Below are 22,519 nucleotides of genomic sequence, written 5' to 3' on the forward strand. Positions count from 1 at the left end.
TCTATCCTGTCAACAGACTATCACGTAATTTTATTGCTAATTGATCAATAGAATCGACGTTTAATGACTCTTCGTGGCCCGACCAATCGGCGGGCGGCTGGTGGCGGAACCACGTATATTGGCGCTTCGCATATTGACGGGTCGCCGCCTGCGCCGCTTCGAGCGCGTCGGCGCGGCTGATTTCGCCGCGGAGAAAAGCAGCGATCTGCGGCACGCCGATCGCACGCATCGCGGGAAGATCGGGGTCGAGGTGACGTGCGAGCAGGGCTTCGACTTCTTGGATCGCGCCGCCCTCGAACATCTGGATCAGGCGGGTATCGCAGCGGGTACGAAGCCAGTCGCGCGGGGGGAGGAGGATCAGCGGGGCGAGGGCGATGGTATCGGCGATGCCGCCTTCGCGCGCCTGCTGCCAGTCGGCGAGAGTGCGGCCGGTCGCGCGCACGACCTCGAGCGCGCGCGCGACGCGCGTGGTGTCGGCGGGGTTGAGGCGGGTGGCGGCGGCGGGGTCGGCCATCGCCAGCGCGGCATGGGCTTCGGCGACCGGAAGCGCGCGGACGGCTTCGCGGACGCGCGGGTCGATTTCGGGGACGGGTGCGATGCCATGGAGCAGGGTGCGCAGGTAAAGGCCGGTGCCGCCGACGAGGATCGGGACCCGGCCCGCAGCATGCGCCTCGGCGATGACATTGCGCGCTTCGGCCGCCCAGCGCGCGGCATTATGCGCTTCGGCGGCGTCGACATGGCCGAACAGGCGGTGCGGCACGCCCTCCATCTCTTCCGCGGTGGGGCGCGCCGAAAGGATCGCGAGGTCGGCGTAGACCTGGCTCGCGTCGGCATTGACGACGATCCCATTTTCGAGCGTTTTTGCGAGCGCGACCGCCAAAGCGCTCTTGCCGCTGGCGGTGGGTCCGGCGATAAGTGCCACGGGCAGCCGCGCTTTGGCGGTCGAGAAAGAAGGAGATGCCATGTTCGTCGCGACGCTGATAGCAGCCGGGAAGCTGACCGACGAGGTGGTTCGCGAAGGTATAGACCGGCTGGCGGCGACGGGACACGATGTCGGCGCGCCGCACTGGCTCGACGAGCATGACGCGGCGGACATCGTCTTTCACGGCAGTCTGGTGAGCGCGCGCAAGGAACTGGCGCATATGGATCATGGCGCGCTCGACATCGTCGTCCAGCCGCTGGGCGACCGCACCAAGAAGCTGATCATCGCCGACATGGATTCGACGATGATCACCGTCGAGTGCATCGACGAACTCGCCGATTATGCGGGGCTGAAGCCGCAGATCGCGGCGATCACCGAACGCGCGATGCGCGGCGAGCTCGATTTCCGCGCCGCGCTGACCGAGCGCGTCGGGCTGCTCGGCGGGATGCCCGAAACGACTTTGGTCGATTGCCGGATGGAGCGTGTGCGGTTGACGCGCGGCGCGCGCACCTTGGTGCAGACGATGAAGGCGCATGGCGCATATTCGGTGCTGGTGTCGGGCGGCTTCATGCCCTTTGCCGGGCCGGTGGCCGAGGCGATCGGCTTCGACAAGGTCGTCGCGAACGAGCTGGAGATTTCAGGCGGCAAGCTGACGGGAAAGGTGCTGGAGCCGATCGTCGACAGTTCGGCGAAGCTCGAGACGCTGAAGGCCGAAGCGGCGCGCCACGGCCTGCCGCTCGCCGAGACGCTGGCCGTGGGTGACGGCGCGAACGACATTCCGATGATCACGTCGGCGGGGCTGGGGATCGGCTATTATCCGCACCCCTCGGCGGGCGAGGCGGCGGCGGCGGTGATCCGGCATCATGATTTGACGGCGTTGCTGTGGGCGCAGGGCTATTCGCGGCGGCAGTGGGTGATGGGGTAGGGGTAGCGGCAGCAAACGACCGAACCTAGCCGTCGCCCCCGCGAAGGCGGGGGCCGCTGTCGTTTTACACAATGCCGCTGAGTAAGGCCGCTAGCGGCCCCCGCCTTCGCGGGGGCGACGGTTGTGGAATGTCCGCTCTCCACCCCATAGCCGACATCGGGGTGACGATCGCGCTGCGGCCCACTATGATGCTGGCGGGAGAAGCCCATGACCAAGCACCGCATCTATTCGATCAGCGTCGCGAGCGTGTATCCGCATTATATCGCCAAGGCGGAGAAGAAGGGGCGCACCAAGGCCGAGGTCGACGAGATTTTCCGCTGGCTGACGGGCTATAGTCAGAAGGCGCTTGAGGGCGAGTTGGCGAAGGGCACGAGTTTCGAGGATTTCTTTGCCGCGGCGCCGAAGCTCAACCCGGCGCGCGAGCTGATCACGGGGGTGATCTGCGGCATCCGGGTCGAGACGATCGAGGACCCGCTGATGAAGGAAATCCGCTATCTCGACAAGCTGATCGACGAACTCGCCAAGGGCAAGGCGATGGCGAAGATTTTGCGCATTCCGGGGGAATAGTTGCCGCCGATGTTAATGGTGTTATCTTTGACGGCGGCAATATTTACATTGTTAACTTTGCGTTGATCTACGCGGCTTCGGGAGCCGCCATCTCTTCGGTCAGCCACGCGCGGAACCGCCGCATCGCGTCGCTCTCGGGGCGCGACATCAGGCGGGTGAGCCAGTAGCGGCCGGCGTCGATCGCGACCGCGAAGGGCTGGACGAGTAGCTCGGCGGCAAGCTCGCGCGCGAACATCGAGGGCGGCGCGAGCGCGACGCCGTGGCCCGAAGCGGCGGCGGCCGCCATCAGCGCCGAGCTGTCGAAAACGGGGCCCCGCAGGACGGGGACGGGCACGCCGGCGGCGGCGAACCAGAGCGCCCATTCGTCGGCGCGGTACGAGCGGAGCAGGCGTTCGGGGATCAGGTCGGCGGGTTTTTGGAGGCGCGCGGCGATCGCGGGGGCGCAGAGCGGTGCCAGCGGCGCGGCGAGCAGCGGCTCGGCATGGGTGCCGTGCCAGGCGCCGTCGCCGAAGCGGATCGCATAGTCGAGCGCCTCGCCCGCGAGGTCGACGCGGTTGTTGTTGGTCGCGATGCGCAGGTCGATCGACGGGTTCAGGCGCGCGAAGGCATCGAGCCGCGGCAGCAGCCAGCCGGTCGCGAAGGTGCCGACCACGCCGACCTTGAGCGCCTCGCGGAAGCGGCCGTCCGCATATTGATCGAGTGTCGCGGCGACGCGGTCGAACGCCTCGGCGACGACGGGGACGAGCGCATGGCCCTCGTCGGTGAGCGCGAGGCCGCGCGGCAGGCGGTGGAAAAGGCGCGTGCCGAGGCGGCGTTCGAGCTGTGCCACCTGATGGCTGACCGCGCCTTGGCTGACGTGGAGCTCGATCCCCGCGCGCGTGAAGTTGAGGTGGCGCGCCGCCGCCTCGAAGGCGCGGAGGGCGTTGAGCGGGAGCTGGGCGCGGTCCATGACCCGTCATTAATTATTCTTATGGCTTTGTCGAGAAATGATGCTTTGTCGTCGGGCCGGCGAACGGGCATTTCCGGGGACGAAGGGAGACGAAAATGTTCGATGCAATCAGCCTGTTCGCCTGGCTCGCGGGTGTGAGCGGGGCGCCGGTTCCGGCGGTCGATCCGCTGACGCAGCCGATCGAGACCTCGCGATCGGCCGGGTGGCTGGCGCCTGCGGAACCGGAGAAAATTTTCGGTAAGACCTATCTTGTCGGTTTCGCGGGGATGAGCGTCGCGCTGATCGACACCGGCGACGGGCTGGTGCTGGTCGACGGCGCGCTGCCGCAGGCGGCGCCCGCGATCCTCGCCAATGTCCAGAAGCTGGGGTTCGACCCCAAAGACATCAAATTTATTCTGAGCACCGAACCGCATTTCGACCATGCCGGCGGGCTCGCGGCGCTCGCGCGCGACACCGGCGCGACGGTGGTGGCGAGCGCGCGCGGTGCCGAGGGGCTGCGCATGGGGAAGCACGCCGACGACGATCCGCAGCTCGGCTATGGCGGCAGCTGGCCGGCGGTGGAGCGGGTACGCGTCGTCAAGGACGGCGAGGTGCTTAAGCTTGGCAAGACCGCGATCACCGCGGTCGCGACGCCGGGGCACACGATGGGCAGCATGAGCTGGCGCTGGCGCGCGTGTGAGGGCCGCGTCTGCAAGGCGGTGGTCTTTGGGTCGAGCCTCAATCCGGTGTCGGCCGACGGCTATCGCTTCACCTCCAAGGCCGGCGCGCCCTTTGTCGAGGGGTTTGCCGCAAGCTATCGCAAGATGGACGCGATGCCGTGCGACATATTGATCTCGGCGCATCCCGACAATGCGGGGCCGGGGCGGTATAACGACGCGCCGGGCGCGTGCCGCGCCTATGCCGACAGCTCGCGCAAGCGGCTCGAGAAACGGCTGGCGGAGGAGCGTACGCGATAGCAATCAATTCTGCGGCTTTTCAACCTTGTAAGCCCCCGCAATCGCGCTAGTCTGACGGCGAGTTTACGGGGGATTGCTCGATGTTGGACGCCGCCTTGCTGTTCGCTTTCCTGCCGGCTGCGGCGCCCGCGCCGCCCGTCACCGGCAATTCCGCCTATTCGCAGCAACTGCTGGCGTGGAATCCCGGCGAGATCCGCTGCGACGGCGCGGCGGTTCCGGGCACGGCGTTGCGCCCCGGCGTCGATGTGGCGACGATGGACCCGCAGCGGATCAAGCCCATATCCTATCGTTTCGCAATCGACGGTGCGGGGCGCACGCACTCGATCGTGCGCGACAGCGGTAGCGTTTCGCCCTTCGGGCAGGATATCGGCCCGGCGCTGGCGGCGAGCCGCTTTGCCGCGGGGGCGCCGCGCGCGAATTGCGAAATCAGCTATTCGCCGCAATTCGCGTCGCTGGCGCAGGCGCCGCTCGCCGACATCGCCGCCTATTCGATCTTTCCGACCGGGCCGAGATTGCCCAAGGCGGGTTGGGACCGCTTCGCCGCCGCCGGCGATTGCCGCGACAAGCCGCGCCCGGTCGCGCTGCTGCGCGCGCGTCCCGATTTTGCGAAGCTGAAGGCGACTCCCGGCGTGCGCGACTGGTCGCTCGTCACCTATGACACCGATGATGAAGGGACCCCGGTCAATGTGCGGATCGCGCATGGCACCGGCAATGACGAACTGGACACCGCCGCGATCGAGGCGGTGCGGGCGTCGCGCTTCACCGGCGGTGCGCGGACGGGCTGCCTCTATCCCTATTGGCGCGGCGCGGCGAAGATTGCGGCGCCCGAACGGCCCGACAAGGCGGCGATGCGCCCCGCGAACGCCGCTTGTCCGGCAAAGATCGAGTGGGCGAGCCGGCCGACGACCTCTTATCCGACCGCCTATCGCAAGCGCGCGATCGAGGGCTGGGCGATGGTTTCGTTCGACGTCGCGCCGTGGGGCGAGGTGGGCAATGTCAAGCTGCTCGAAGCGCAGCCGTCGGCGGATTTCGGCGGGCAGGCGATCTCAATCGTGCGCAGCGGCCGCGTCGTGCCTTCGGCGCGGGGCGCGTCGGGCTGCGTCGAAACGGTGAAATTCCTGATGCCGGATCGCAATCAAGCCGACGATGAGGATGAGACGCCGGTCCAGCGACAAGACGTGCCTATTTTTTGATGTGGCTTCGGTCGAGCCGGCACCAACCAACCGCCGAAACCGCGTCCGGTATTGGGGGCTGCTCGCCGCTTCGCCGCCTATTTATCGACGACCAGACATGGCTGGCCGTCCTTGCGCAGCGCCGCGCAGAAGCTTTCGGCCTCGCCCTTGTTCGCGAAGCCGCCGGCCTGGAGGCGGGTGAGCTTGCCGCCCTTGACCAGATAGGGCTGGCGTCCGGCGAAGGCCGGATTCTTCTTTTCGAGCGTCGCCCAGAGTTTGCGCGCATTGCCGTCGACGCCGAAGGCGCCGAGCTGGGCGCGCCACGGGCTGGCGGCGGCACCGCTGTGGACGCGAACGGGGGCGGGGACCGCCTTGACCGGTTCGGATTTGGCCGGCGCGGGTTCGGCCTTGGCGGGTTTTGCCGGTGCCGGGGCGGGCGCCGACGGCAGCGGGCCGCTTGCGGGCGGCGGCGCGTAGGTCGTGCCCGGCTGGCCGGTCGCGGCGACGGCGTCGGCGGTCGCTTCGGCCGCCGCCGCCGCCGCGGCGCTGGCGACGGGCGAGGGCGGCACGGCGACGCTGCGGATCGGTTCGGGAAGCTTCGCGGCGGATGGCGGCGCGGGCTGTGCCTTGATCACCGGCGGCGGCGTGTAGCTGGTACCGGGGGTCGAGGCGGGCAGGCTCGCCGTCTTGATCGGAGATGCGGGCGCGGGTTTCGGCGTGGCCGGTGCCGCTGCGCTGACCGCGGCGAGGCGCGCCTGCTGTTCGCCGCGCTCGATGTCGGGAATCATCGCGAGGCCGCGCTGGCGCTGCTCGAGCGGGATCAGATTGTCGAGCTGGACGAGGCGCGCCGAGGCGATGGCGAGCCCGGCGTCGCTCGCGCGCTTGGTGAGTGCATAAGCGCGCGGCCAGTCCTGCGCCGCGAGGTCGCCGTTGAAGTGCGCGGTGCCCAGAACATATTGGGCGCGCGGTTCGCCGCGTGCGGCCGAGCGGGTGATGAAGGTCATCGCCTCTTCGCGCCGGTTCGCGGTGAAGAGGACGAGGCCGAGATTGTCCTCCGCTTGCAGATGCCCCTGCTTCGCGGCGCGGCGATACCAGGCTTCGGCTTGGCCCAGATCGGTCGGCACGCCGCGGCCGAGCTTATACGCCTGGCCGAGATTGAACTGCGCGTCGGCATCGCCGGCGATCGCGAGCGGGCGCCATTCGGCGACCGCCGCCTGATAATTGCCCGCCTGCCACGCATCGACGCCGTCCTTGACGTCGGCATGGGCGGGCGCCGCCAGCATCGACGCAAGGGCGAGCGGCAGGGCCAGTGAAACGGCGGTGCGGAACGAACGCATCTTATTCTCCAATGACTTGCGCGGCATGACAGCGGCTGCAGTCCCCGGATGCTTCATAGCGCCAATTGGCTAACACGGCGTTAGCGACAAAATGCGGTGCGCCGAACTTGATCCGTTCTGGGACAAGTTGGTCTTGAGGGGTTGTTTACCATATTCGCGAGCAAGTCGTTCACCCTCTTTTTATCATCGTTAACCCAATTTTAGCGCCCCGCATGGCATCCCTTCGCCGATTTTTGGATTTCCGAGGGGGTAACGCAGTGCGCGTATTGGCATTGGCTTCACAGAAAGGCGGGTCGGGTAAAACCACCTTGTCGGGGCATCTGGCGGTGCAGGCGCAGCTTGCCGGCGCCGGCCCGGTCGTCCTGATCGACATCGACCCGCAGGGCTCGCTCGCCGACTGGTGGAACGAGCGCGAAACCGACCTTCCGGCCTTTGCCCAGACCACGGTCGCGCGGCTCGCCTCCGACCTTGAAATCCTGCGCCAGCAGGGCTTCAAGCTCGCCGTCATCGACACCCCGCCGGCGATCACCATGGCGATCCAGAGCGTGATTTCGGTCGCCGAGCTGATCGTCGTCCCGACGCGGCCCAGCCCACATGACCTCCGCGCCGTCGGCGCCACCGTCGACCTGTGCGAACGCGCGGGCAAGCCGCTGGTGTTCGTCGTCAACGCCGCCACCCCGAAAGCGAAAATCACCAGCGAGGCCGCGGTTGCGCTGTCGCAGCACGGCACGGTCGCCCCGGTCACGTTGCACCACCGCACCGATTATGCCGCGTCGATGATTGACGGCCGCACGGTGATGGAGGTCGACCCCAACGGACGCTCGGCCGACGAAATCCGCCAGCTGTGGACCTATATGAACGATCGCCTCGAAAAGAATTTCCGCCGCACGATCTTTGCCGCACCGGTCCCGACGCAGGGCAATTACGGCGCGGTCCGCCCGATGGGCGGTGGCTTCGGCCGCCGCATCGCCGGTCAGTGACGGGAGCGGGAACCATGGGCGAACCGAAACCCCTCGCATCGCTGAGCGCCGGACTTCTGGCGCGCAAGGGCGGAGCGCGTCCGGCGATGCGCCGCCAGCCGCTCGGCAGCGGCCCCGCACCGCTGAACAGCATGGGTTATGACGACCTCGGCTGGAACGACATGGGCTATGATGTCGACCCCGACCAGTCGGCCGAACCCGCGCGGATGCTCGACCTCAAGCCCTTGCTCACCGGATCGGTGCCGGCGCATAACATCGAGGCCGAACATGCGGTCGACGACAGCGCGCATCTCGAGCCGGCGCAGGAGTTTTCGGCCGAATATACCGGGCCGACCGACGACTATGGCGCCGACCAGTTCGAGGCCGAAACGCACGAAGTCCCCGAGGTCGTCCGCCAGCAGGAATCGCTGATCGAACGCGTCGCCGCGGTGGCGCGCAAGGTCGAAGCGCGTCCTGAGGCCGCGCCGAAGAAGGAAAAGGCGCCGCGCGCGCTGCGGGCCCGCGAAAAGGCGGCCTTCACGCTGCGCCTCGACGCCGAGCGCCATTTGCGTCTGCGCCTTGCGAGCGCGGTGACGAACCGGTCGTCGCAGGTGATCCTGACCGATCTGCTCGACGAATATCTGGCGTCGCTGCCCGAAATCGACGCGATGGCGAGCCGCCTGCCGGCCGCGCGCCCGGCGCGCGGGTCGCGCTGAAAGACATAAGAGGGGGACCCGTCATGAACCGCAAGTTGCTGAAGAAGCTGGCCCTTTCGGGCTTCGTCCTCGGCGTGGCGACCGGATGCAGCGGCATGGGCAAGATGGCCGATGCGCCGTCGCGCGCCGCCGGAACGCCCGCGCTTGCCGCCAAATCGGCCGACAAGGCGCGCGCCGCGCTCGAAGCCGGCAAAGCGAGCAAGGCCGTCGGCCTTGCCGAAGCCGCGGTCGCGGGCAGCCCGCGCGATGCGGGCTTTCGTGCGCTGCTGGGACAGGCTTACCTTAATGACGGCCGCTTTGCTTCGGCGAGCGCGGCGCTGACCGAGGCGATGGAACTCGGTGCGACGGACAGCAACACGATCCTGTCGCTGACGCTGTCGCAGATCGCGCAGGGCAAGAATGCCGAGGCGGTGTCGCTATTGACGCGGCATCGCGACACGGTTCCCGCGTCGGACCTGGGGCTGGCGCTGGCCCTCGCGGGCGACGCCGAAGGATCGCTCTATGTGCTGGGCCAAGCCGCGCGCGCCGAGGGCGCCGAGGCGCGGACGCGGCAGAATTTCGCGCTGGCGCTCGCGCTGTCGGGCCGCTGGGCACAGGCGCGCATTGTCGCGTCGCAGGATCTGTCGCTCGACAAGCTCGAAGGCCGGATGGCCGAATGGTCGAAACTCGCCGAACAGCCGAACGCGCAGGTCCGCGTCGCGGGCCTGATCGGCACCGAGGCGCAGCAGGACGCGGGGATGCCGGTCCGCCTCGCGCTCAGCAATTTCGCCGATACGCAAATGGCGGCCGCCGAGCCGGTCAGCGCGCCTGCTGTGCTCGCCAGTGCCGATCCGGCACCGGTCGCCGACTATGCGCCGCCGCCGCCGGTGCTCGCAGATGCGGGCAGCACGATCCGCAGCGTCGAATTGCCGATGCCGGTGCGCACCAAGGGCGGCGTCGTGCCGGTCACCGAATTGCCGCAGCCGACGCCGGCTGGCGAGATGATCCTTGCCGAAACCGCACCCTATCGCGCCGCGCCGCGCGCCCAGGGCGAGGGGCGCATCCGGCCCGCGCAGCAACAGGCGCTCGAACTCGCGACGGTGCTGATCCCCAAGGCGATGGGTTTCGACGCGAAAAATCCCGACGGCTGGGCGGTGCAATTGGGCGCTTACGACAGCCTGGCGATCGCCAAGGAAAAATGGGGCACGCTGAAAAAGCGCAACAACATGCTCGGGAATTTCCCGGCGTCGAGCCATGCCGCGACGATCAAGGGCCGCACTTACTATCGCCTGACGGTCAACGGCCTCGCCTCGCGCACCGACGCGACGAGCCTGTGCAATCAGCTGAAAGCACAGGGCCAGACCTGCTTCATCCGCGCGATGGGCGGCGGCGAGACGATCCAGTGGGCGGCGAAGGCGGGTTCGATGCGGCTCGCATCGCGATAGGGCAGATTTTCCGGAAAAGGGGGAGGGGCGTGGCCGCGAGGCCGCGCCTCTTTTGCATTATAAGGCGGCCGCAAACGACGGCTGCCGAGGGTCAGAAGCGAAAGAAATAGGGCATGCTTTCGAGCGTCTCGACGACCTTGCATTTGGCACCCACGCTCTTGCAACTGCCCATCACCGAACGTTTCGCGCCGCCGGGCGTGCCCGCGAAGCCGGCATAATATTGCCCTTCCTTGTCGCGCGCGATCGCGAAATGGCCATTGCCGCCCCATAAGCCAACGACGCAGTCCCGGCCGCCCGCCTCGTGGCACGCCGTCATCGCATATTGTTCGGCTTGCTCGCGGCTGTCGCCGCGCAGCGCGCCATAGCTATAGCCGGGCTGGCCCGACGCCGAGCGCCAGAAGGCGATCGCGGCGAAGCTGTTGACCATATAGCCGCCGACATATTCCTGTTTTTCCTGCGCGAAGGGGATGACCTGCCCGGGCGCGGCCGGGGGGCGGGCGTCACCATAGATTTGTTGCAGCACCTGCGGCGGCGGGGCGTTGCAGGGGAGCCCTTGCGCGCAGGGGATGCCCTGGACGGGTTGCATCTGCGCGGCCGCGGCGGGCGCGAGGAGGGCGGAGAGAAGAGCTGGCACGGCAAGACGGCGCATGGGGTCATCCTCGCTGTTTATCCAAACCTGTCCGAGGGGTATCGAATTAAATCAGCGAGATAAAGCCTGTATCAGCGTATCCGCAACCCGCCCTTCCACATCATCGTCGCGCGGCCCTGTACCGGCATGCCGTCGAAGGGCGTGTTGCCCGCCCAGGCGGCCATTTTCTTCGCATCGACCTGCCACGGCGTGCCGTCGTCGACGAGGATGAGGTCGGCTTCCATGCCCACCGCGAGGCTGCCGGCGTCGACGCCGAGAAGGGAGGCCGGAGTCGCCGCGAGCAGTTCGAACAGGCGGCCGGGCGAGACATGGCCGTCGCGGACGAGGCCGAGGCCAAGCGCGAGCAGGGTTTCGGCGCCCGCCATGCCGGGCAAAGCCTCGGCGAAGGGGAGGCGCTTGTCCTCGGGGCCGCGCGGGTCGTGGCCCGACGACAGGATGTCGATCGTGCCGTCCTTGATCGCGGCGAGGCAGGCGTGGCGGTCGTCCTCGCTGCGCAGCGGCGGCGACAGGCGCGCGAAGGTGCGGAAATCGCCGATCGCGGTGTCGGAGAGCAGCAGGTGCGCAGGGGTGATGCCGCAGCGGACGGGGAGCCCCTTCGCTTTCGCGGCGCGGATCAGGTCGAGCCCGCGCGCGGTGGTGACCTGGCGAAAATGGACGGGGGCGCCGGTTTCCTCGACGAGCGCGAGGTCGCGCGCGACCGCCATCGCCTCGGCGATCGCGGGGGCCGAGGCGAGGCCAAGGCGCGTCGCCATTTCGCCGTCGGTTGCGACCGCGCCGGCGGTGAGGCCTTCATCCTCGGCATGGATGATCGTGACGAGGCCGAGCGAGGCGGCATAAGCGAGGACGCGGCGCATCACGCCGCTGTCGGCGATGCGACCGCGGCCGGTGGCGACGGCGCGCGCGCCCGCCTGCTTCATCAGGCCGATTTCGGCGAGTTCTTTGCCCTCCAACCCTTTCGTGGCGGCGGCGAGCGGGTGGACCCAGAGATCGGGCTTGCCGCCTTTGGCGGCGCGCTCGACGAGGCCGGCGCCGTCGAGCGGGCCGCTGTCGGGCATCAGTGCGGCGCGCGTGATGCCGCCGAAGTGGAAGGCGGGCTTGTCGGTCGCGAAGACGCCGAGGTCGATGATGCCGGGGGCGAGCCATTGGCCCTTGGCGTCGATGGTTTCGGTTCCGTCGGGGACTTCGGTCGGATCGATGGCGGCGATGCGGCCGTCGACCGCGAGCAGGCTGCCCGAGCGCGGCGTGTCGCCGTCGATCAACTGGGCACCTACGATGTGGAGCGGCCTCAGTTCCATCCCGGGACCCCCCGCTGGCGGCGCGTCAATATGTCGAGGCACGCCATGCGGACGGCGACCCCCATTTCGACCTGTTCGGTGATCGTCGAGCGCGCGGGATCGTCGGCGATGCTGCTGTCGATTTCGACCCCGCGGTTCATCGGACCGGGGTGCATGACGATGGCGTCGGGCTTCGCCTTTTCGAGCCGCTTCGGCGTGAGGCCGTAGAGCGCGTGATATTCGCGCGCCGAGGGGAGGTAGGCGCCGTCCATGCGCTCGTTCTGGAGGCGGAGCATCATCACGACGTCGGCGTCTTTGATTCCTTCATCCATGTCGGTGAAGGTGGTGGCGTGCATCCGCTCCATCGCGGGCGGGATGAGCGTGGGCGGCGCGACGACGCGCACCTCGTTGCCGAGCAGCGTCAGCGCGAGGATGTTCGAGCGCGCGACGCGGCTGTGAAGGACGTCGCCGCAGATAGCGATCGTGAGCCCCTCGACGCGGCCGAGGCGGCGGCGGATCGTCAGCGCGTCGAGCAGCGCCTGCGTCGGATGCTCGTGGCGGCCGTCGCCGGCGTTGAGGACGGGGCAGTCGACCTTGTCGGCGATGAGCTGGACCGCGCCCGACGAGGCGTGGCGAATGACGATCGCATCGGCGCGCATCGCGTTCAATGTCATCGCGGTGTCGATCAGCGTCTCGCCCTTTTTCACGCTCGACTGAGCCGCGTGCATGTTGACGACGTCGGCGCCGAGGCGCTTGCCCGCGATCTCGAAGGAGAGAAGCGTGCGGGTCGAATTTTCGAAAAAGGCGTTGATGATGGTGAGGCCCGCGAGCCGGTCGTCATGTTTCGACGCGCCGCTGCGGTTGAGTTCGACCCACTCTTCGGCGGCGTCGAGCACGTAGGAAATCTCCCACGGGGTGAGCGGGGCGATACCGGTGAGGTGGCGATGGCGAAAAGCATCGCCGCCGGGCGGATAGTCGCTGGCGGGTCGGGTGGTGGAGCTTGTCATTAAAGGGGAGCGTTTAGGTGCGGGGGGCGATTCTGGCAAGCGAAGATCCTCCCCGTTGGGGGAGGATCAGCGCGTCATCGCGTCGATCGCGCCTTGCAGGATGAACGCCGCCGCCGCGCTGTCGACGCGTGTCGTGCGCTTGGCGCGGCTGACGTCGGCGGCGATCATCGCGCGCTCGACCGCGGCGGTCGACCAGCGCTCGTCCCAGAGCAGAAGCGGAAGGCCGAGCGGCGCGAGGTTGCGCGCGAAGGCGCGGGTGCTTTGGGTGCGCGGGCTGTCGCTGCCGTCCATGTTGAGGGGGAGGCCGACGACGAGGCCGACGATATTGTGCTGTGTGATCAGCGCCTTGAGCGTTTCGAAGTCGACCGAGAATTTCTTGCGGAGGATCGTCTTGTCGGGGGTCGCGAAGCTCCAGTTCGTGTCGCAGAAGGCGACGCCGATCGTCTTGGTGCCGACGTCGAGCCCCGCGAGACGGCCGCCGTTCGGGAAATTGGCGGCAAATTCGGGGGCGGCGGTGGTGATCATCACGGCCTCTCTAGAACATGATCGCCTTTGAATGAAAGACATCACCACCGTTCCGTCATCCTGGCGAAGGCCGGGATCTCGCCGGTGTGTCAGGATGCCAGAGTGAGATCCCGGCCTTCGCCGGGATGACGATTTAGGTGAGGAGGCGAGCGGGTTGAGAGCTGGACCCCGGATCAGGTCCGGGGTGACGGAGGGGGAGTAGTGGGCGTCGCCGGCTCCAGCGGTGCCGCCGGGGGCGGCACGGGCGACGGCTTGCCTTCATAGGTGGCAAGCCGGCGGAGCGCGTCGGCGCGGACGTTCGCCCAGAAGAGGGTGATGTCGTAGACGTGATAGTTGTTGCCGGGGAGCACATAGCCCGCGACGACATAATTCTTCGCGATATCGGCGTCGCCGATCATCAGGAAGCCTCGCGTGTCGTCGCATGTGGCGCCGATCTTGCCCGCGACCAGCGATCCCGACTTGAAGCCGGTGGTGGGCTTGAGCGTACCGATATTCGCCTCGGGCGGCGCGGCGGTATCGGGAACGCCGGTGAGCGGGTTGGTGCAGAGCATCCGCGTTTCGGCGCGCGGGCGGCCGTCGAAGCCGATGGTGCCGTCATAGGCGTCGGTGACCATCGCCGGGTCGGCGGGGTCGGCGAAACTCGCCCAGCCGAGGATGCAGCCCTGTTGTTCGGGGGTCCGGCAGGCGGGGAGGCCGAGGCCGGCGATGTCGGTGTCGAGGCTGACCGGCCAGCCGATGATATAGGCGGCGACGATGCGTTTCGCGAGCGGGGTGCCTGCGATCTTCGTGCGGAGCAGGGTGGTGAGATGGAGCGCGCCCTGGCTGTGGCCGGCGAGGATGATCGGCTTGTCCTTCGGCTGCGCGGCGAGGAAGGCGTCGAACGCTTCCTCGACGTCGCGATAGGCGGAATCGATCGCCTTGCCCGCGGTGACGCGGTCCTGCGCGAGAAAAGCGCCGAGCGTCGCCTGGCGATAGCGGGGCGCCCAGATTTCGCCGGCATCGGCAAAGGCGCTCGCCATGCCCTGCACGAACAGATTGGCGCGGTGGTCCGAATCGCGATCCTCGAGCGGGGCGTTCCAGCTCGAGCGGCTGTAATAGCTGGTCGGATGGACGAAAAAGACCGCGGCGTTGCCCTTGGGGAAGGGGGCTTCGGCGGCAGCCTCGGCCGCCTTGGCGGGCGGGATCAGCCGGCCGGCCGTCTTTTCGTCCGGAAGCTCGGTGCCGGGGGTTTCGCTGCCGTCGGAGGCGGGACGCCAGGCCGAGGGATCCTTTTCCATCCCCGGCCGCGCGAACCACATTTTGGGGTCGTCATAGGCGTTGGGCGCGACCGCGGCCTGCGGCTTGAACTCGGTGCTGGGGACGAAGGCGGTGCGCGCGATCCAGCCCGGGAAAAGCTGGTACACGACCCCGGCGGCAAGGATGAGGAGGATGATCGCGGCGATGAAGTAGAGGAACTTGCGGGCCAAATGGGGGCTCCATGGGAGAGGAATTGCTCCCATTCTAGCCGTTCATGTCGAGCGAAGTCGAGACACCCGTCGCCAGTGCGTGACCGCGGGGCATCTCGACTTCGCTCGATGCGAACGGAAAAGGGGGAGGTTCACGGTGTCTAGAGACGCGCATTTGGCTTGCCGCGCGCCGTGAAACAAGCCCAGATGTCGGCATGACCGATGCAGTAGCAGCCGGCGCCGCCGCCGATTCGCCCCTCAGACCGTCCCATGTCTCCGCGCGTCTCGACGACAGCGATCCGCCCTGGCCGCTGCGCCCGTGGATCATGGCGGCGATCTGCGCCGCCGCGGGGCTCGCCTTTCACCTGCTGATCGACCATCATTATGACGATGCGCTCGCGCATTGGCGGAGCGCGCTGGCGACGGGGATCGCGGCGGCGACGGTGGTGTTCGTGCTCGGAGTCGAACGACGCCGCTGGCACTGGGCGCTGGGCTTCGCGCTCAGCTGGGGCGTGATCCTCGGGCTGATCGCGCGGACGACCGCGGCTTATAATATCCAGGGCAATCCGGTCGAATGGCCCTTCTGGTCGGGGATTCTCGCGGTGCTCGTCGCGACCCCGCTGTTCCAGACGCGGCGCGACGTCGCGCCCGACTGGCGCTTCTGGAAGCTGTGGCAGATGCCGTACGCGCGGCTGCACAGCCATGCGTGGACCGACGCGGTGATCGGCGCGGCGAGCCTCGCGTTCGTCGGCATCACTTTTTTGCTGACGGTGCTGATCGGGCAGATGTTCAAGCTGATCGGGATCAACCTGATCTTCGACCTCTTGAACGACGAATGGTTCGGCTGGATGCTCGCGGGCGCGGCGTTCGGCGGCGCGGTGGGCCTGCTGCGCGAGCGCGACAAGCTGGTCGCGACGCTGCAGCGGCTGGTGATGATCGTGCTCGCGGTGCTCGCGCCGGTGCTCGCGGTCGCATTGGTGCTGTTCCTGCTTTCGCTCGCGGGAACGGGGCTGCAGAAGCTGTGGGATTCGGGCTTTTCGACCGCGGCGGTGATGATGGCGGTGGCGGCGTTCGCGGTGCTGCTCGCCAATGCGGTGATCGGCAACGGCGGCGACGACCGCGCGACGAGCCCCGCGCTACGCTGGGCGGCGCCGGTGCTGGCGATCGCGGTGCTGCCGCTCGCCGCGATCGCCTTTTATTCGATGCACCTGCGCGTGGTCCAATATGGCTGGACCCCCGAGCGCATCTGGGGCGTGATCGCGGCGCTGATCGCGCTCGCTTATGGCATCGCGGGGCTGTGGGCGGTGGCGCGCGGGCGACGCGATTTCGACGACCTGCTGCGGCCGATGCAGCAGAAGCTGGCGATCGGGCTGGCGCTGCTCGCGCTGTTCCTTGCGTTGCCGATCCTCGATTTCGGGGCGATTTCGACGCGCGACCAGCTCGCCCGGCTGAAATCGGGAGCGACGCCGGTCGAGAAGTTCGACTGGGCGGCGCTGGCGTTCGATTTTGGGCCGAGCGGGCGCGCGGCGCTGGCGGAGGTGGCGCGTTCGCCGCGGAAGGAGCGCGCCGACGCCGCGGAGGCGGCGCTGGCGGCGAAGAACCGCTGGGACCTGAGCGGACCGCGCGGCGCGCTGCTGCTGAAGCCGTTGGCCGAGCGGTTGCGTATCATTCCCGAGGGCCGCGCCTTGCCCGCCGAAGCGCTCGACCGGATTTCGGCGAGCTACATGTGCAGCCGCGCCAAGGCGTGCGTCGCGCTGTGGCTCGACGACAAAAGGATCGGCGTGCTGGGGCAGAATGAGCCGGGCGATGCGCTGAATTTCGACTTCGTGACGCAAAATGACGCCGGACAATGGGTGCAGGGCGATTGGGCGAAGCCCGTGCCCGCGAAAAGGCGGGCGGTCGACCTGTCGACGGCGCGGATCGAGGTCGAGACGGTGACGCAGCGCCGCGTGCTGGTGAACGGGGAGCCGGAATCGGGGACGTTCGATTGAGTTTTGTTCGTCCCTGTGGCGGAGCCATGGGGAGGTGGCAGCGGCGCAGCCGCTGACGGAGGGGCGGTAGCGCGACGTTGCGGCCCCACCACCACTCGCTTCGCGAGCGGTCCCCCTCCCCATGGCTTCGCCACAGGGAGGATCATGGTTGATGCGATCCGGCGGGGATGCTAGCGGCGCGGCTTCGTTAAAGTTAGGGCGATCATGTCAATCGATCAGGCAACAGTAAGGAAAATCGCGTCGCTGGCGCGCATCGCGATCAGCGATGCCGAGGCCGCCGCGATGGAAGGCGAACTCAACGGCATTTTGGGCTGGGTCGAGCAACTCGGCGAGGTCGATGTGACCGGGATCGAGCCGATGACCGCGGTGATCCCGAACACGCTGCGGCTGCGCGACGATGTCGTCGATGCCGACCCGCTGACCGGCGGCAACCGCCGCGACGATGTCCTCGCCAATGCGCCCGCGCCGCAGCACGGCTTCTTCGGCGTGCCGAAGGTGATCGAATAATGACCGACCTGACCAACCTGACCGTCGCGCAGATCCGCGACGGGCACCGCGCGGGCAATTTCAGCGCCGTCGAGGTCGCCGAGGCGTTCAACGCCAATGTCGCGGGGGCGAAGGCATTGAACGCGTTCATCGTCGAGACGCCCGATCATGCGCTGACGGCGGCGAAGGCGGCCGACGCCGACCGCGCCGCGGGGACGCTGAAGCCCTTGTCGGGCGTGCCGATCGGGATGAAGGACCTGTTCTGCACCAACGGGGTGCAGACGACCGCCGCGAGCCATATGCTCGAAGGCTTCGTGCCGCGCTATGAATCGACCGTTTCGCAGAAATTGTGGGACGCGGGTTGCGGCATGCTCGGCAAGCTGAACCTCGACCAGTTCGCGATGGGGTCGTCGAACGAGACGAGCTATTTCGGCACCGTCATCAGCCCGTGGAAGCGCAACGACGGCGGCAATGCGGCGCTCGCGCCGGGCGGGTCGTCGGGCGGGTCTTCATCGGCGATCGCGGCGCGGCTCTGCCCGGCGGCGACAGGGACCGACACCGGCGGTTCGATCCGCCAGCCCGCGGCCTTCACCGGCATTTCGGGGATCAAGCCGACCTATGGCCGCTGCTCGCGCTGGGGCATTGTCGCCTTCGCCAGCTCGCTCGATCAGGCGGGGCCGATGGCGCGCGATGTCCGCGACTGCGCGATCATGCTCGAGAATATGGCGGGCTTCGATCCGAAGGATGCGACCAGCCTCGATATGGCGGTGCCCAATTGGGAAGCGGCTTTGTCAAGCGATCTCAAGGGCAAGACGGTCGGTATTCCCAAGGAATATCGGCTTGAGGGCATCGACCCCGACATCGACGCGATGTGGGATGCGGGCATTGCGATGCTGAAGGATGCGGGGGCCGAGGTCATCGAGATCAGCCTGCCGCACACCAAATATGCGCTGCCGGCCTATTATATCATCGCGCCCGCCGAGGCGTCGTCGAACCTCGCACGCTATGACGGCGTGCGGTACGGTTTGCGCGACCTGCCGCAGGGCGCGGGGTTGCAGGATATGTATGCCGCGACGCGCGCCGACGGCTTCGGGCCCGAGGTCAAGCGCCGCATCATGATCGGCACCTATGTGCTGTCGGCGGGCTTCTACGACGCCTATTACACGCAGGCGCAGAAGGTGCGGACGCTGATCGCGCGCGATTTCGAACAGGCTTTTGCCTCGTGCGACGTCATCCTCGCGCCGACCGCACCGTCGGCGGCGTTCGGGCTGGGCGAAAAGACCGCCGATCCGCTGGCGATGTATCTGAACGACGTGTTCGCGGTGCCCGCGAGCCTTGCCGGGCTGCCCGCGATGTCGGTCCCCGCGGCGCTGAACCGCGAAGGGCTGCCGCTGGGCCTGCAGATCATCGGCAAGGCGTTCGACGAGCAGGGCGTGCTCAATGCGGGGCTGGCGATTGAGGAGCGGGCGGGCTTCACGGCGCGTGCGGAGAAGTGGTGGTGAGTTTGAACCTGTCCGTTAAGCCCGTCTATGGATGGGGCTGGACGGACGGGGCTGGCACCGTCGAAACACCAAGTGAGTTTACAGCCATTGCTGAACGCAGCGGAGATCAATTGGTGGGAGTCGTCGGACCGGGTGAATTCTCCGGTTGGAAAGTTACCATGTCGAAAAGACATACCGGACCTTTTGACGGGTTGGTGAATGTGACGATTCAGAACGATGGCGCAGAGGAAATATTCTCCGGTTCTGCGGAGATATCGAAGGACTTGATGGAATAATGAGCGACTATCGCATCAAGGGCGAAACCGGCGAGTGGGAGGTCGTGATCGGCCTCGAGGTCCATGCGCAGGTCACCTCCAACGCCAAGCTGTTCTCGGGCGCCGCGACGGCGTTCGGGGCCGAGCCCAACACGCAGGTGTCGCTGGTCGACGCCGCGATGCCGGGGATGCTGCCGGTGCCGAACCGCGAGTGTATCCGCCAGGCGGTGCGCACGGGAATGGCGATCGAGGCCGAGATCAACAAATGGTCGCGCTTCGACCGCAAGAATTATTTCTACGCCGACTTGCCGCAGGGTTACCAGATTTCGCAGCTTTATCATCCGCTTGTCGGCGAGGGTTCGCTGACGATCGCAGCCGATGAGAAGGCGGGTATCCCCGCCGACAAGGTGATCGGAATCGAGCGCATCCATGTCGAGCAGGACGCGGGCAAGCTGATGCACGACCAGCATCCGACGATGTCCTACGTCGACCTCAACCGGTCGGGCGTCGCGCTGATGGAGATCGTCTCGCGCCCCGACATGCGCTCGCCCGCCGAGGCGGGGGCCTATGTGCGCAAGTTGCGCTCGATCCTGCGCTATGTCGGGTCGTGCGACGGCAATATGGAAGAGGGCTCGATGCGCGCCGACGTCAACGTGTCGGTTCGCAAGCCCGGCGACGAATTCGGGACGCGCACCGAGACGAAGAACGTCAATTCGGTGCGCTTCGTGATGGCGGTGATCGAGGGCGAGGCGAAGCGCCAGGTCGAGCTGATCGAAAGCGGCGGCAGCGTGGTGCAGGAAACGCGGCTGTACGATCCCGACCGCAACGAGACGCGCTCGATGCGGTCGAAGGAAGATGCGCATGATTATCGCTATTTCCCCGATCCCGACCTGCTGCCGCTCATACTCGACGATGCGTTTCTGACCGAATGCCGCGCGAGCCTGCCCGAACTGCCCGACGCCAAGCGCGCGCGCTATCTGGCCGAAGGGATTTCGGCCTATAACGCCGACGTGCTGACCGCCGAGGTCGAGGTGGCGCGCTGGTTCGACGCGTTGCTCGAAGCGGGTGCGAAGCCCGTCGCAGCGGCGAACTGGGTGACGAGCGAGTTGTTCGGTGCCTTGAACCGTCTGGGCCGCGATATTTCGGACTCGCCGGTCAGTCCCGCCCAGGCGGCCGAACTGCTCGGGCTCGTCGCCGACGGCACGATTTCGGGGACGATCGCCAAGGCGGTGTTCGAAAAGATGCTCGAAAGCGGCGATGCGGCGGGCGTGATCGTCGATCGCGAAGGGCTGAAGCAGACGAGCGACACCGGCGCGATCGAGGCCGAGATCGCCAAGGTCCTCGCCGCCAATGGAGACAAGGTCACGCAGTATAAGGGCGGCAAGGAGGCCCTGTTCGGCTTCTTTGTCGGGCAGACGATGAAGGCGATGCAGGGCAAGGCGAACCCGCAGGTCGTCAACGAACTGCTGAAGAAGGCGCTCGGCTGACCCAATAAGTGATCGCGTTCACAGCGAATCCGGCCGCTTCGCTGTCATGGCATTGAAACCAGTGCAGATATGATGGGAAGGGCGGACATGATGAAGCGGATGATGGTTTCGGTCGGCGGCGCGCTCGCGCTGGTTATCGGCGGTTCGGCAATCGCGGCGCCCGCCGTGAACGACGGATATGACTGGGCGATGCGCGTCAACGACGAGGGGCCGGTGCACGATGCGATCCTGGCCTATGAGGTCGACGGCACCGACGACCAGCCGCTGAACTTCACCTGCGAGGAAAGCGGCGACCGCGTCTTTGCAGGGATTTCGGGCGGTGCGCCCGACCTGACCGCGATCACTCTCGAGTCGGGCGACCAGCGCGTGCGGCTGACCGGGACGACCGAGGCCGACGAAATACCGACCTTTACCGCGCAGGAAATGCCCGCGACCTTTCCCTTCTTTCGCGCCTTTGCCGCGAACGGCTGGCTGCGGATGACCGCGAATGGCGACACAGTCGACATGACGGCGACGCCGCGCGGCAAACAGGCGATAGCGCGTTTCGCCGCTTTCTGCGCCGGCTGACGCGATGCGGCAGATGCTGCGCGCGCTGCTGACGCTGTGCTCGATGCTCGCCTTCGCCGGCATGGTGCGGGCGGAGACGGTCGTCTTCACCGACGTCAATGTCGTGCCGATGGACGCCGAGCGCGTGATTGCGCGCACGACGGTGATCGTCACCGACGGCAAGATCGCGAGCATCGGGATCAAGGCGAAGCTGCCCGCGGGGACGCCGGTGATTGACGGCAAGGGGGCGTGGCTGGTGCCGGGGCTCGCCGACATGCACAATCATGTGACGACGCGCGACGACCTGACGCTGCTGCTCGCGAACGGCGTCACCACGATGCTCAACATGGGCGAGGCGACGAACAGCTTCGCCGGGCGGACGCGGATAGCGGTGAACAAGGGCGAGGTGCCTGGGCCGCAAATTTTCACGGCGCTCGCGGTCGACGGCGACCCGCAATATGGCCATCTGGTCGTCAAGACGCCCGAGGATGCGCGCGCGATCGTCGGGATAGCCAAGGCGAACGGCTACAGCTTTATCAAGGTCTATACGAACCTGCCGGCCGATGCCTTCGCGGCGCTCGCCGGGGAGGCGAAGGCGCAGGGGATCGGTATCGTCGGGCATAATGCGAAAGCGGTCGGGCTTGCGAAGCAACTGGCGGCGGGACAGGCGATGGTCGCGCATGTCGAGGAATTTTTCTACGGCTTCTTTCCCGAGCCGCCCGCCGACGATCAAAATGCGCCGCCCGCCGATGTGCGGATCGCCGACGCGATCGCGCTTGTGAAGGCGCATGGCGCCTTCGTCACGTCCGACCTGTTCAACTATCGCACGATCGCGGCGCAGTTCGGCAAGCCCGAGGTGGTGAAAGCCTATCTGGCGGCGCCCGAGGCGCGCTATCTGTCGCCCGCCGACCGGCTGGCGTGGGCGGGGTCGGGCTATCAGAAAAAGGCGGTCGACCTGTCGCGGCGCGTGGCGTTCGAGGCGCGCTTTGTGAAGGCGATGGCCGATGCCGGCGTGCCGCTGATCACGGGCGGCGACGCGCCGACGATTCCGGGGCAGGTGCCGGGCTTCGCGCTGCACGAAGAGATCGACGCGATGCTCGCCGCCGGGCTGACGCCGTGGCAGGCGCTGTCGGCGGCGACGCGCACGCCGGGCGAATTCATCGCGAAGACGGTGCCGGGCGCGGCGAAGTTCGGCGTTGTGGCGCCGGGCTATCGCGCCGACCTGTTGCTCGTCGAGGAGAACCCGCTGGAGAAGCCCGCGACGCTGCGGTCGCCGCTGGTCGTGATGGCGGGCGGGCGCTGGTATGATGCGACGGCGCTGAAAGCGATGCTCGCCGAGGTCGTGGTGCGGCGCTCTGGCCAGTAAAAGATAGTCATAAAGCGGGTCCAGTTTATTGGAGCGAAGGTACGCCGATTTTTTGCTTGC

At 67.4% G+C, this 22,519-nt stretch carries 22 protein-coding genes; 14 read left to right on the plus strand and 8 right to left on the minus strand.

Features of this window, described 5'->3' with window-relative positions; genetic code table 11:
* Window position 1 precedes the first annotated feature (1 nt).
* Window positions 2-964: a tRNA (adenosine(37)-N6)-dimethylallyltransferase MiaA gene (gene miaA / locus OVY29_RS02680; RefSeq protein ID WP_313910805.1), complete on the minus strand. Its 963-nt coding sequence runs from the start codon at window positions 962-964 to the stop codon at window positions 2-4.
* Between miaA and serB the strand changes: the two genes are divergently transcribed.
* On the plus strand, window positions 963-1,847 hold the full coding sequence (gene serB, locus OVY29_RS02685; RefSeq protein ID WP_037554773.1) for a phosphoserine phosphatase SerB: 885 nt from the start codon (window positions 963-965) through the stop codon (window positions 1,845-1,847). The genes miaA and serB overlap by 2 nt on opposite strands.
* Before the next feature lie 207 nt (window positions 1,848-2,054).
* Window positions 2,055-2,414: a DUF2200 domain-containing protein gene (locus OVY29_RS02690; RefSeq protein WP_313910806.1), complete on the plus strand. Its 360-nt coding sequence runs from the start codon at window positions 2,055-2,057 to the stop codon at window positions 2,412-2,414.
* Between the two features lie 67 nt (window positions 2,415-2,481).
* On the opposite strand, the gene OVY29_RS02695 is transcribed toward OVY29_RS02690, so the two are convergent.
* On the minus strand, window positions 2,482-3,363 hold the full coding sequence (locus OVY29_RS02695; RefSeq protein ID WP_313910807.1) for a LysR family transcriptional regulator: 882 nt from the start codon (window positions 3,361-3,363) through the stop codon (window positions 2,482-2,484).
* Window positions 3,364-3,458: 95 nt separating this feature from the next.
* Between OVY29_RS02695 and bla the strand changes: the two genes are divergently transcribed.
* Entirely contained in the window at window positions 3,459-4,319 is an 861-nt protein-coding gene (gene bla / locus OVY29_RS02700; protein WP_313910808.1) for a subclass B3 metallo-beta-lactamase, read from the plus strand.
* Between the two features lie 80 nt (window positions 4,320-4,399).
* Window positions 4,400-5,512: a TonB family protein gene (locus tag OVY29_RS02705; RefSeq protein ID WP_313910809.1), complete on the plus strand. Its 1,113-nt coding sequence runs from the start codon at window positions 4,400-4,402 to the stop codon at window positions 5,510-5,512.
* Between the two features lie 77 nt (window positions 5,513-5,589).
* Here the strand turns inward: OVY29_RS02705 and OVY29_RS02710 are convergent, their stop codons facing one another.
* Window positions 5,590-6,828 (minus strand): SPOR domain-containing protein, encoded by a 1,239-nt coding sequence (locus OVY29_RS02710; protein ID WP_313910810.1) that lies wholly within the window; start codon window positions 6,826-6,828, stop codon window positions 5,590-5,592.
* Between the two features lie 257 nt (window positions 6,829-7,085).
* Between OVY29_RS02710 and OVY29_RS02715 the strand changes: the two genes are divergently transcribed.
* Genes OVY29_RS02715 through OVY29_RS02725 form a run of 3 tightly spaced genes read left to right on the plus strand, consistent with a single transcriptional unit; the run spans window position 7,086 to window position 9,927 of the window.
* Window positions 7,086-7,808 carry a ParA family protein gene (locus tag OVY29_RS02715; RefSeq protein WP_136174082.1) on the plus strand — a complete coding sequence of 241 codons (723 nt, stop codon included), beginning with the start codon at window positions 7,086-7,088 and terminating at the stop codon, window positions 7,806-7,808.
* A 14-nt stretch (window positions 7,809-7,822) separates the two neighbouring features.
* Window positions 7,823-8,503 carry a hypothetical protein gene (locus OVY29_RS02720; RefSeq protein WP_313910811.1) on the plus strand — a complete coding sequence of 227 codons (681 nt, stop codon included), beginning with the start codon at window positions 7,823-7,825 and terminating at the stop codon, window positions 8,501-8,503.
* A gap of 23 nt (window positions 8,504-8,526) precedes the next feature.
* Window positions 8,527-9,927 (plus strand): SPOR domain-containing protein, encoded by a 1,401-nt coding sequence (locus tag OVY29_RS02725; RefSeq protein WP_313910812.1) that lies wholly within the window; start codon window positions 8,527-8,529, stop codon window positions 9,925-9,927.
* A gap of 91 nt (window positions 9,928-10,018) precedes the next feature.
* Here the strand turns inward: OVY29_RS02725 and OVY29_RS02730 are convergent, their stop codons facing one another.
* The 5 genes from OVY29_RS02730 to OVY29_RS02750 form a co-directional block, all read right to left on the minus strand.
* The gene (locus tag OVY29_RS02730) at window positions 10,019-10,576 is read right to left on the minus strand and encodes a DUF4189 domain-containing protein (RefSeq protein WP_037553453.1); all 558 of its coding nucleotides are present in this window, start codon (window positions 10,574-10,576) and stop codon (window positions 10,019-10,021) included.
* A 71-nt stretch (window positions 10,577-10,647) separates the two neighbouring features.
* A complete protein-coding gene (locus tag OVY29_RS02735; protein WP_313910813.1) occupies window positions 10,648-11,871 on the minus strand; it encodes a dihydroorotase in 1,224 nt (407 codons plus the stop codon).
* Window positions 11,862-12,857, minus strand: a complete 996-nt coding sequence (locus OVY29_RS02740; RefSeq protein WP_313910814.1) for an aspartate carbamoyltransferase catalytic subunit — start codon at window positions 12,855-12,857, stop codon at window positions 11,862-11,864. Before OVY29_RS02740 ends, OVY29_RS02735 begins: the two co-directional genes overlap by 10 nt.
* Window positions 12,858-12,923: 66 nt before the next feature.
* The gene (gene ruvX, locus OVY29_RS02745) at window positions 12,924-13,382 is read right to left on the minus strand and encodes a Holliday junction resolvase RuvX (protein WP_313910815.1); all 459 of its coding nucleotides are present in this window, start codon (window positions 13,380-13,382) and stop codon (window positions 12,924-12,926) included.
* 173 nt (window positions 13,383-13,555) lie between these two features.
* Window positions 13,556-14,848: a DUF3089 domain-containing protein gene (locus tag OVY29_RS02750; protein WP_313910816.1), complete on the minus strand. Its 1,293-nt coding sequence runs from the start codon at window positions 14,846-14,848 to the stop codon at window positions 13,556-13,558.
* A gap of 194 nt (window positions 14,849-15,042) precedes the next feature.
* On the opposite strand from OVY29_RS02750, the gene OVY29_RS02755 reads away from it, so the two are divergent.
* The 7 genes from OVY29_RS02755 to OVY29_RS02785 all read left to right on the plus strand — a co-directional run bounded on the left by OVY29_RS02755 (window position 15,043) and on the right by OVY29_RS02785 (window position 22,459).
* Window positions 15,043-16,818 (plus strand): DUF4153 domain-containing protein, encoded by a 1,776-nt coding sequence (locus tag OVY29_RS02755; protein WP_313910817.1) that lies wholly within the window; start codon window positions 15,043-15,045, stop codon window positions 16,816-16,818.
* Between the two features lie 204 nt (window positions 16,819-17,022).
* Window positions 17,023-17,325 carry an Asp-tRNA(Asn)/Glu-tRNA(Gln) amidotransferase subunit GatC gene (gene gatC / locus OVY29_RS02760; protein WP_313910818.1) on the plus strand — a complete coding sequence of 101 codons (303 nt, stop codon included), beginning with the start codon at window positions 17,023-17,025 and terminating at the stop codon, window positions 17,323-17,325.
* Complete coding sequence (gene gatA / locus OVY29_RS02765) at window positions 17,325-18,806, plus strand: Asp-tRNA(Asn)/Glu-tRNA(Gln) amidotransferase subunit GatA (RefSeq protein ID WP_313910819.1); 1,482 nt, start codon at window positions 17,325-17,327, stop codon at window positions 18,804-18,806. The genes gatC and gatA overlap by 1 nt, the downstream gene beginning before the upstream one ends.
* Window positions 18,803-19,081: a hypothetical protein gene (locus OVY29_RS02770; RefSeq protein WP_313910820.1), complete on the plus strand. Its 279-nt coding sequence runs from the start codon at window positions 18,803-18,805 to the stop codon at window positions 19,079-19,081. Before gatA ends, OVY29_RS02770 begins: the two co-directional genes overlap by 4 nt.
* Window positions 19,081-20,547, plus strand: a complete 1,467-nt coding sequence (gene gatB, locus OVY29_RS02775) for an Asp-tRNA(Asn)/Glu-tRNA(Gln) amidotransferase subunit GatB (RefSeq protein ID WP_313910821.1) — start codon at window positions 19,081-19,083, stop codon at window positions 20,545-20,547. The genes OVY29_RS02770 and gatB overlap by 1 nt, the downstream gene beginning before the upstream one ends.
* Before the next feature lie 87 nt (window positions 20,548-20,634).
* Window positions 20,635-21,114 carry a hypothetical protein gene (locus tag OVY29_RS02780; RefSeq protein ID WP_313910822.1) on the plus strand — a complete coding sequence of 160 codons (480 nt, stop codon included), beginning with the start codon at window positions 20,635-20,637 and terminating at the stop codon, window positions 21,112-21,114.
* A 4-nt stretch (window positions 21,115-21,118) separates the two neighbouring features.
* Window positions 21,119-22,459 (plus strand): amidohydrolase family protein, encoded by a 1,341-nt coding sequence (locus OVY29_RS02785; protein WP_313910823.1) that lies wholly within the window; start codon window positions 21,119-21,121, stop codon window positions 22,457-22,459.
* Window positions 22,460-22,519: the final 60 nt, after the last annotated feature.

Origin of the sequence: Sphingopyxis sp. SE2 (assembly GCF_032227185.1) — a bacterium.
GTDB lineage: Bacteria > Pseudomonadota > Alphaproteobacteria > Sphingomonadales > Sphingomonadaceae > Sphingopyxis.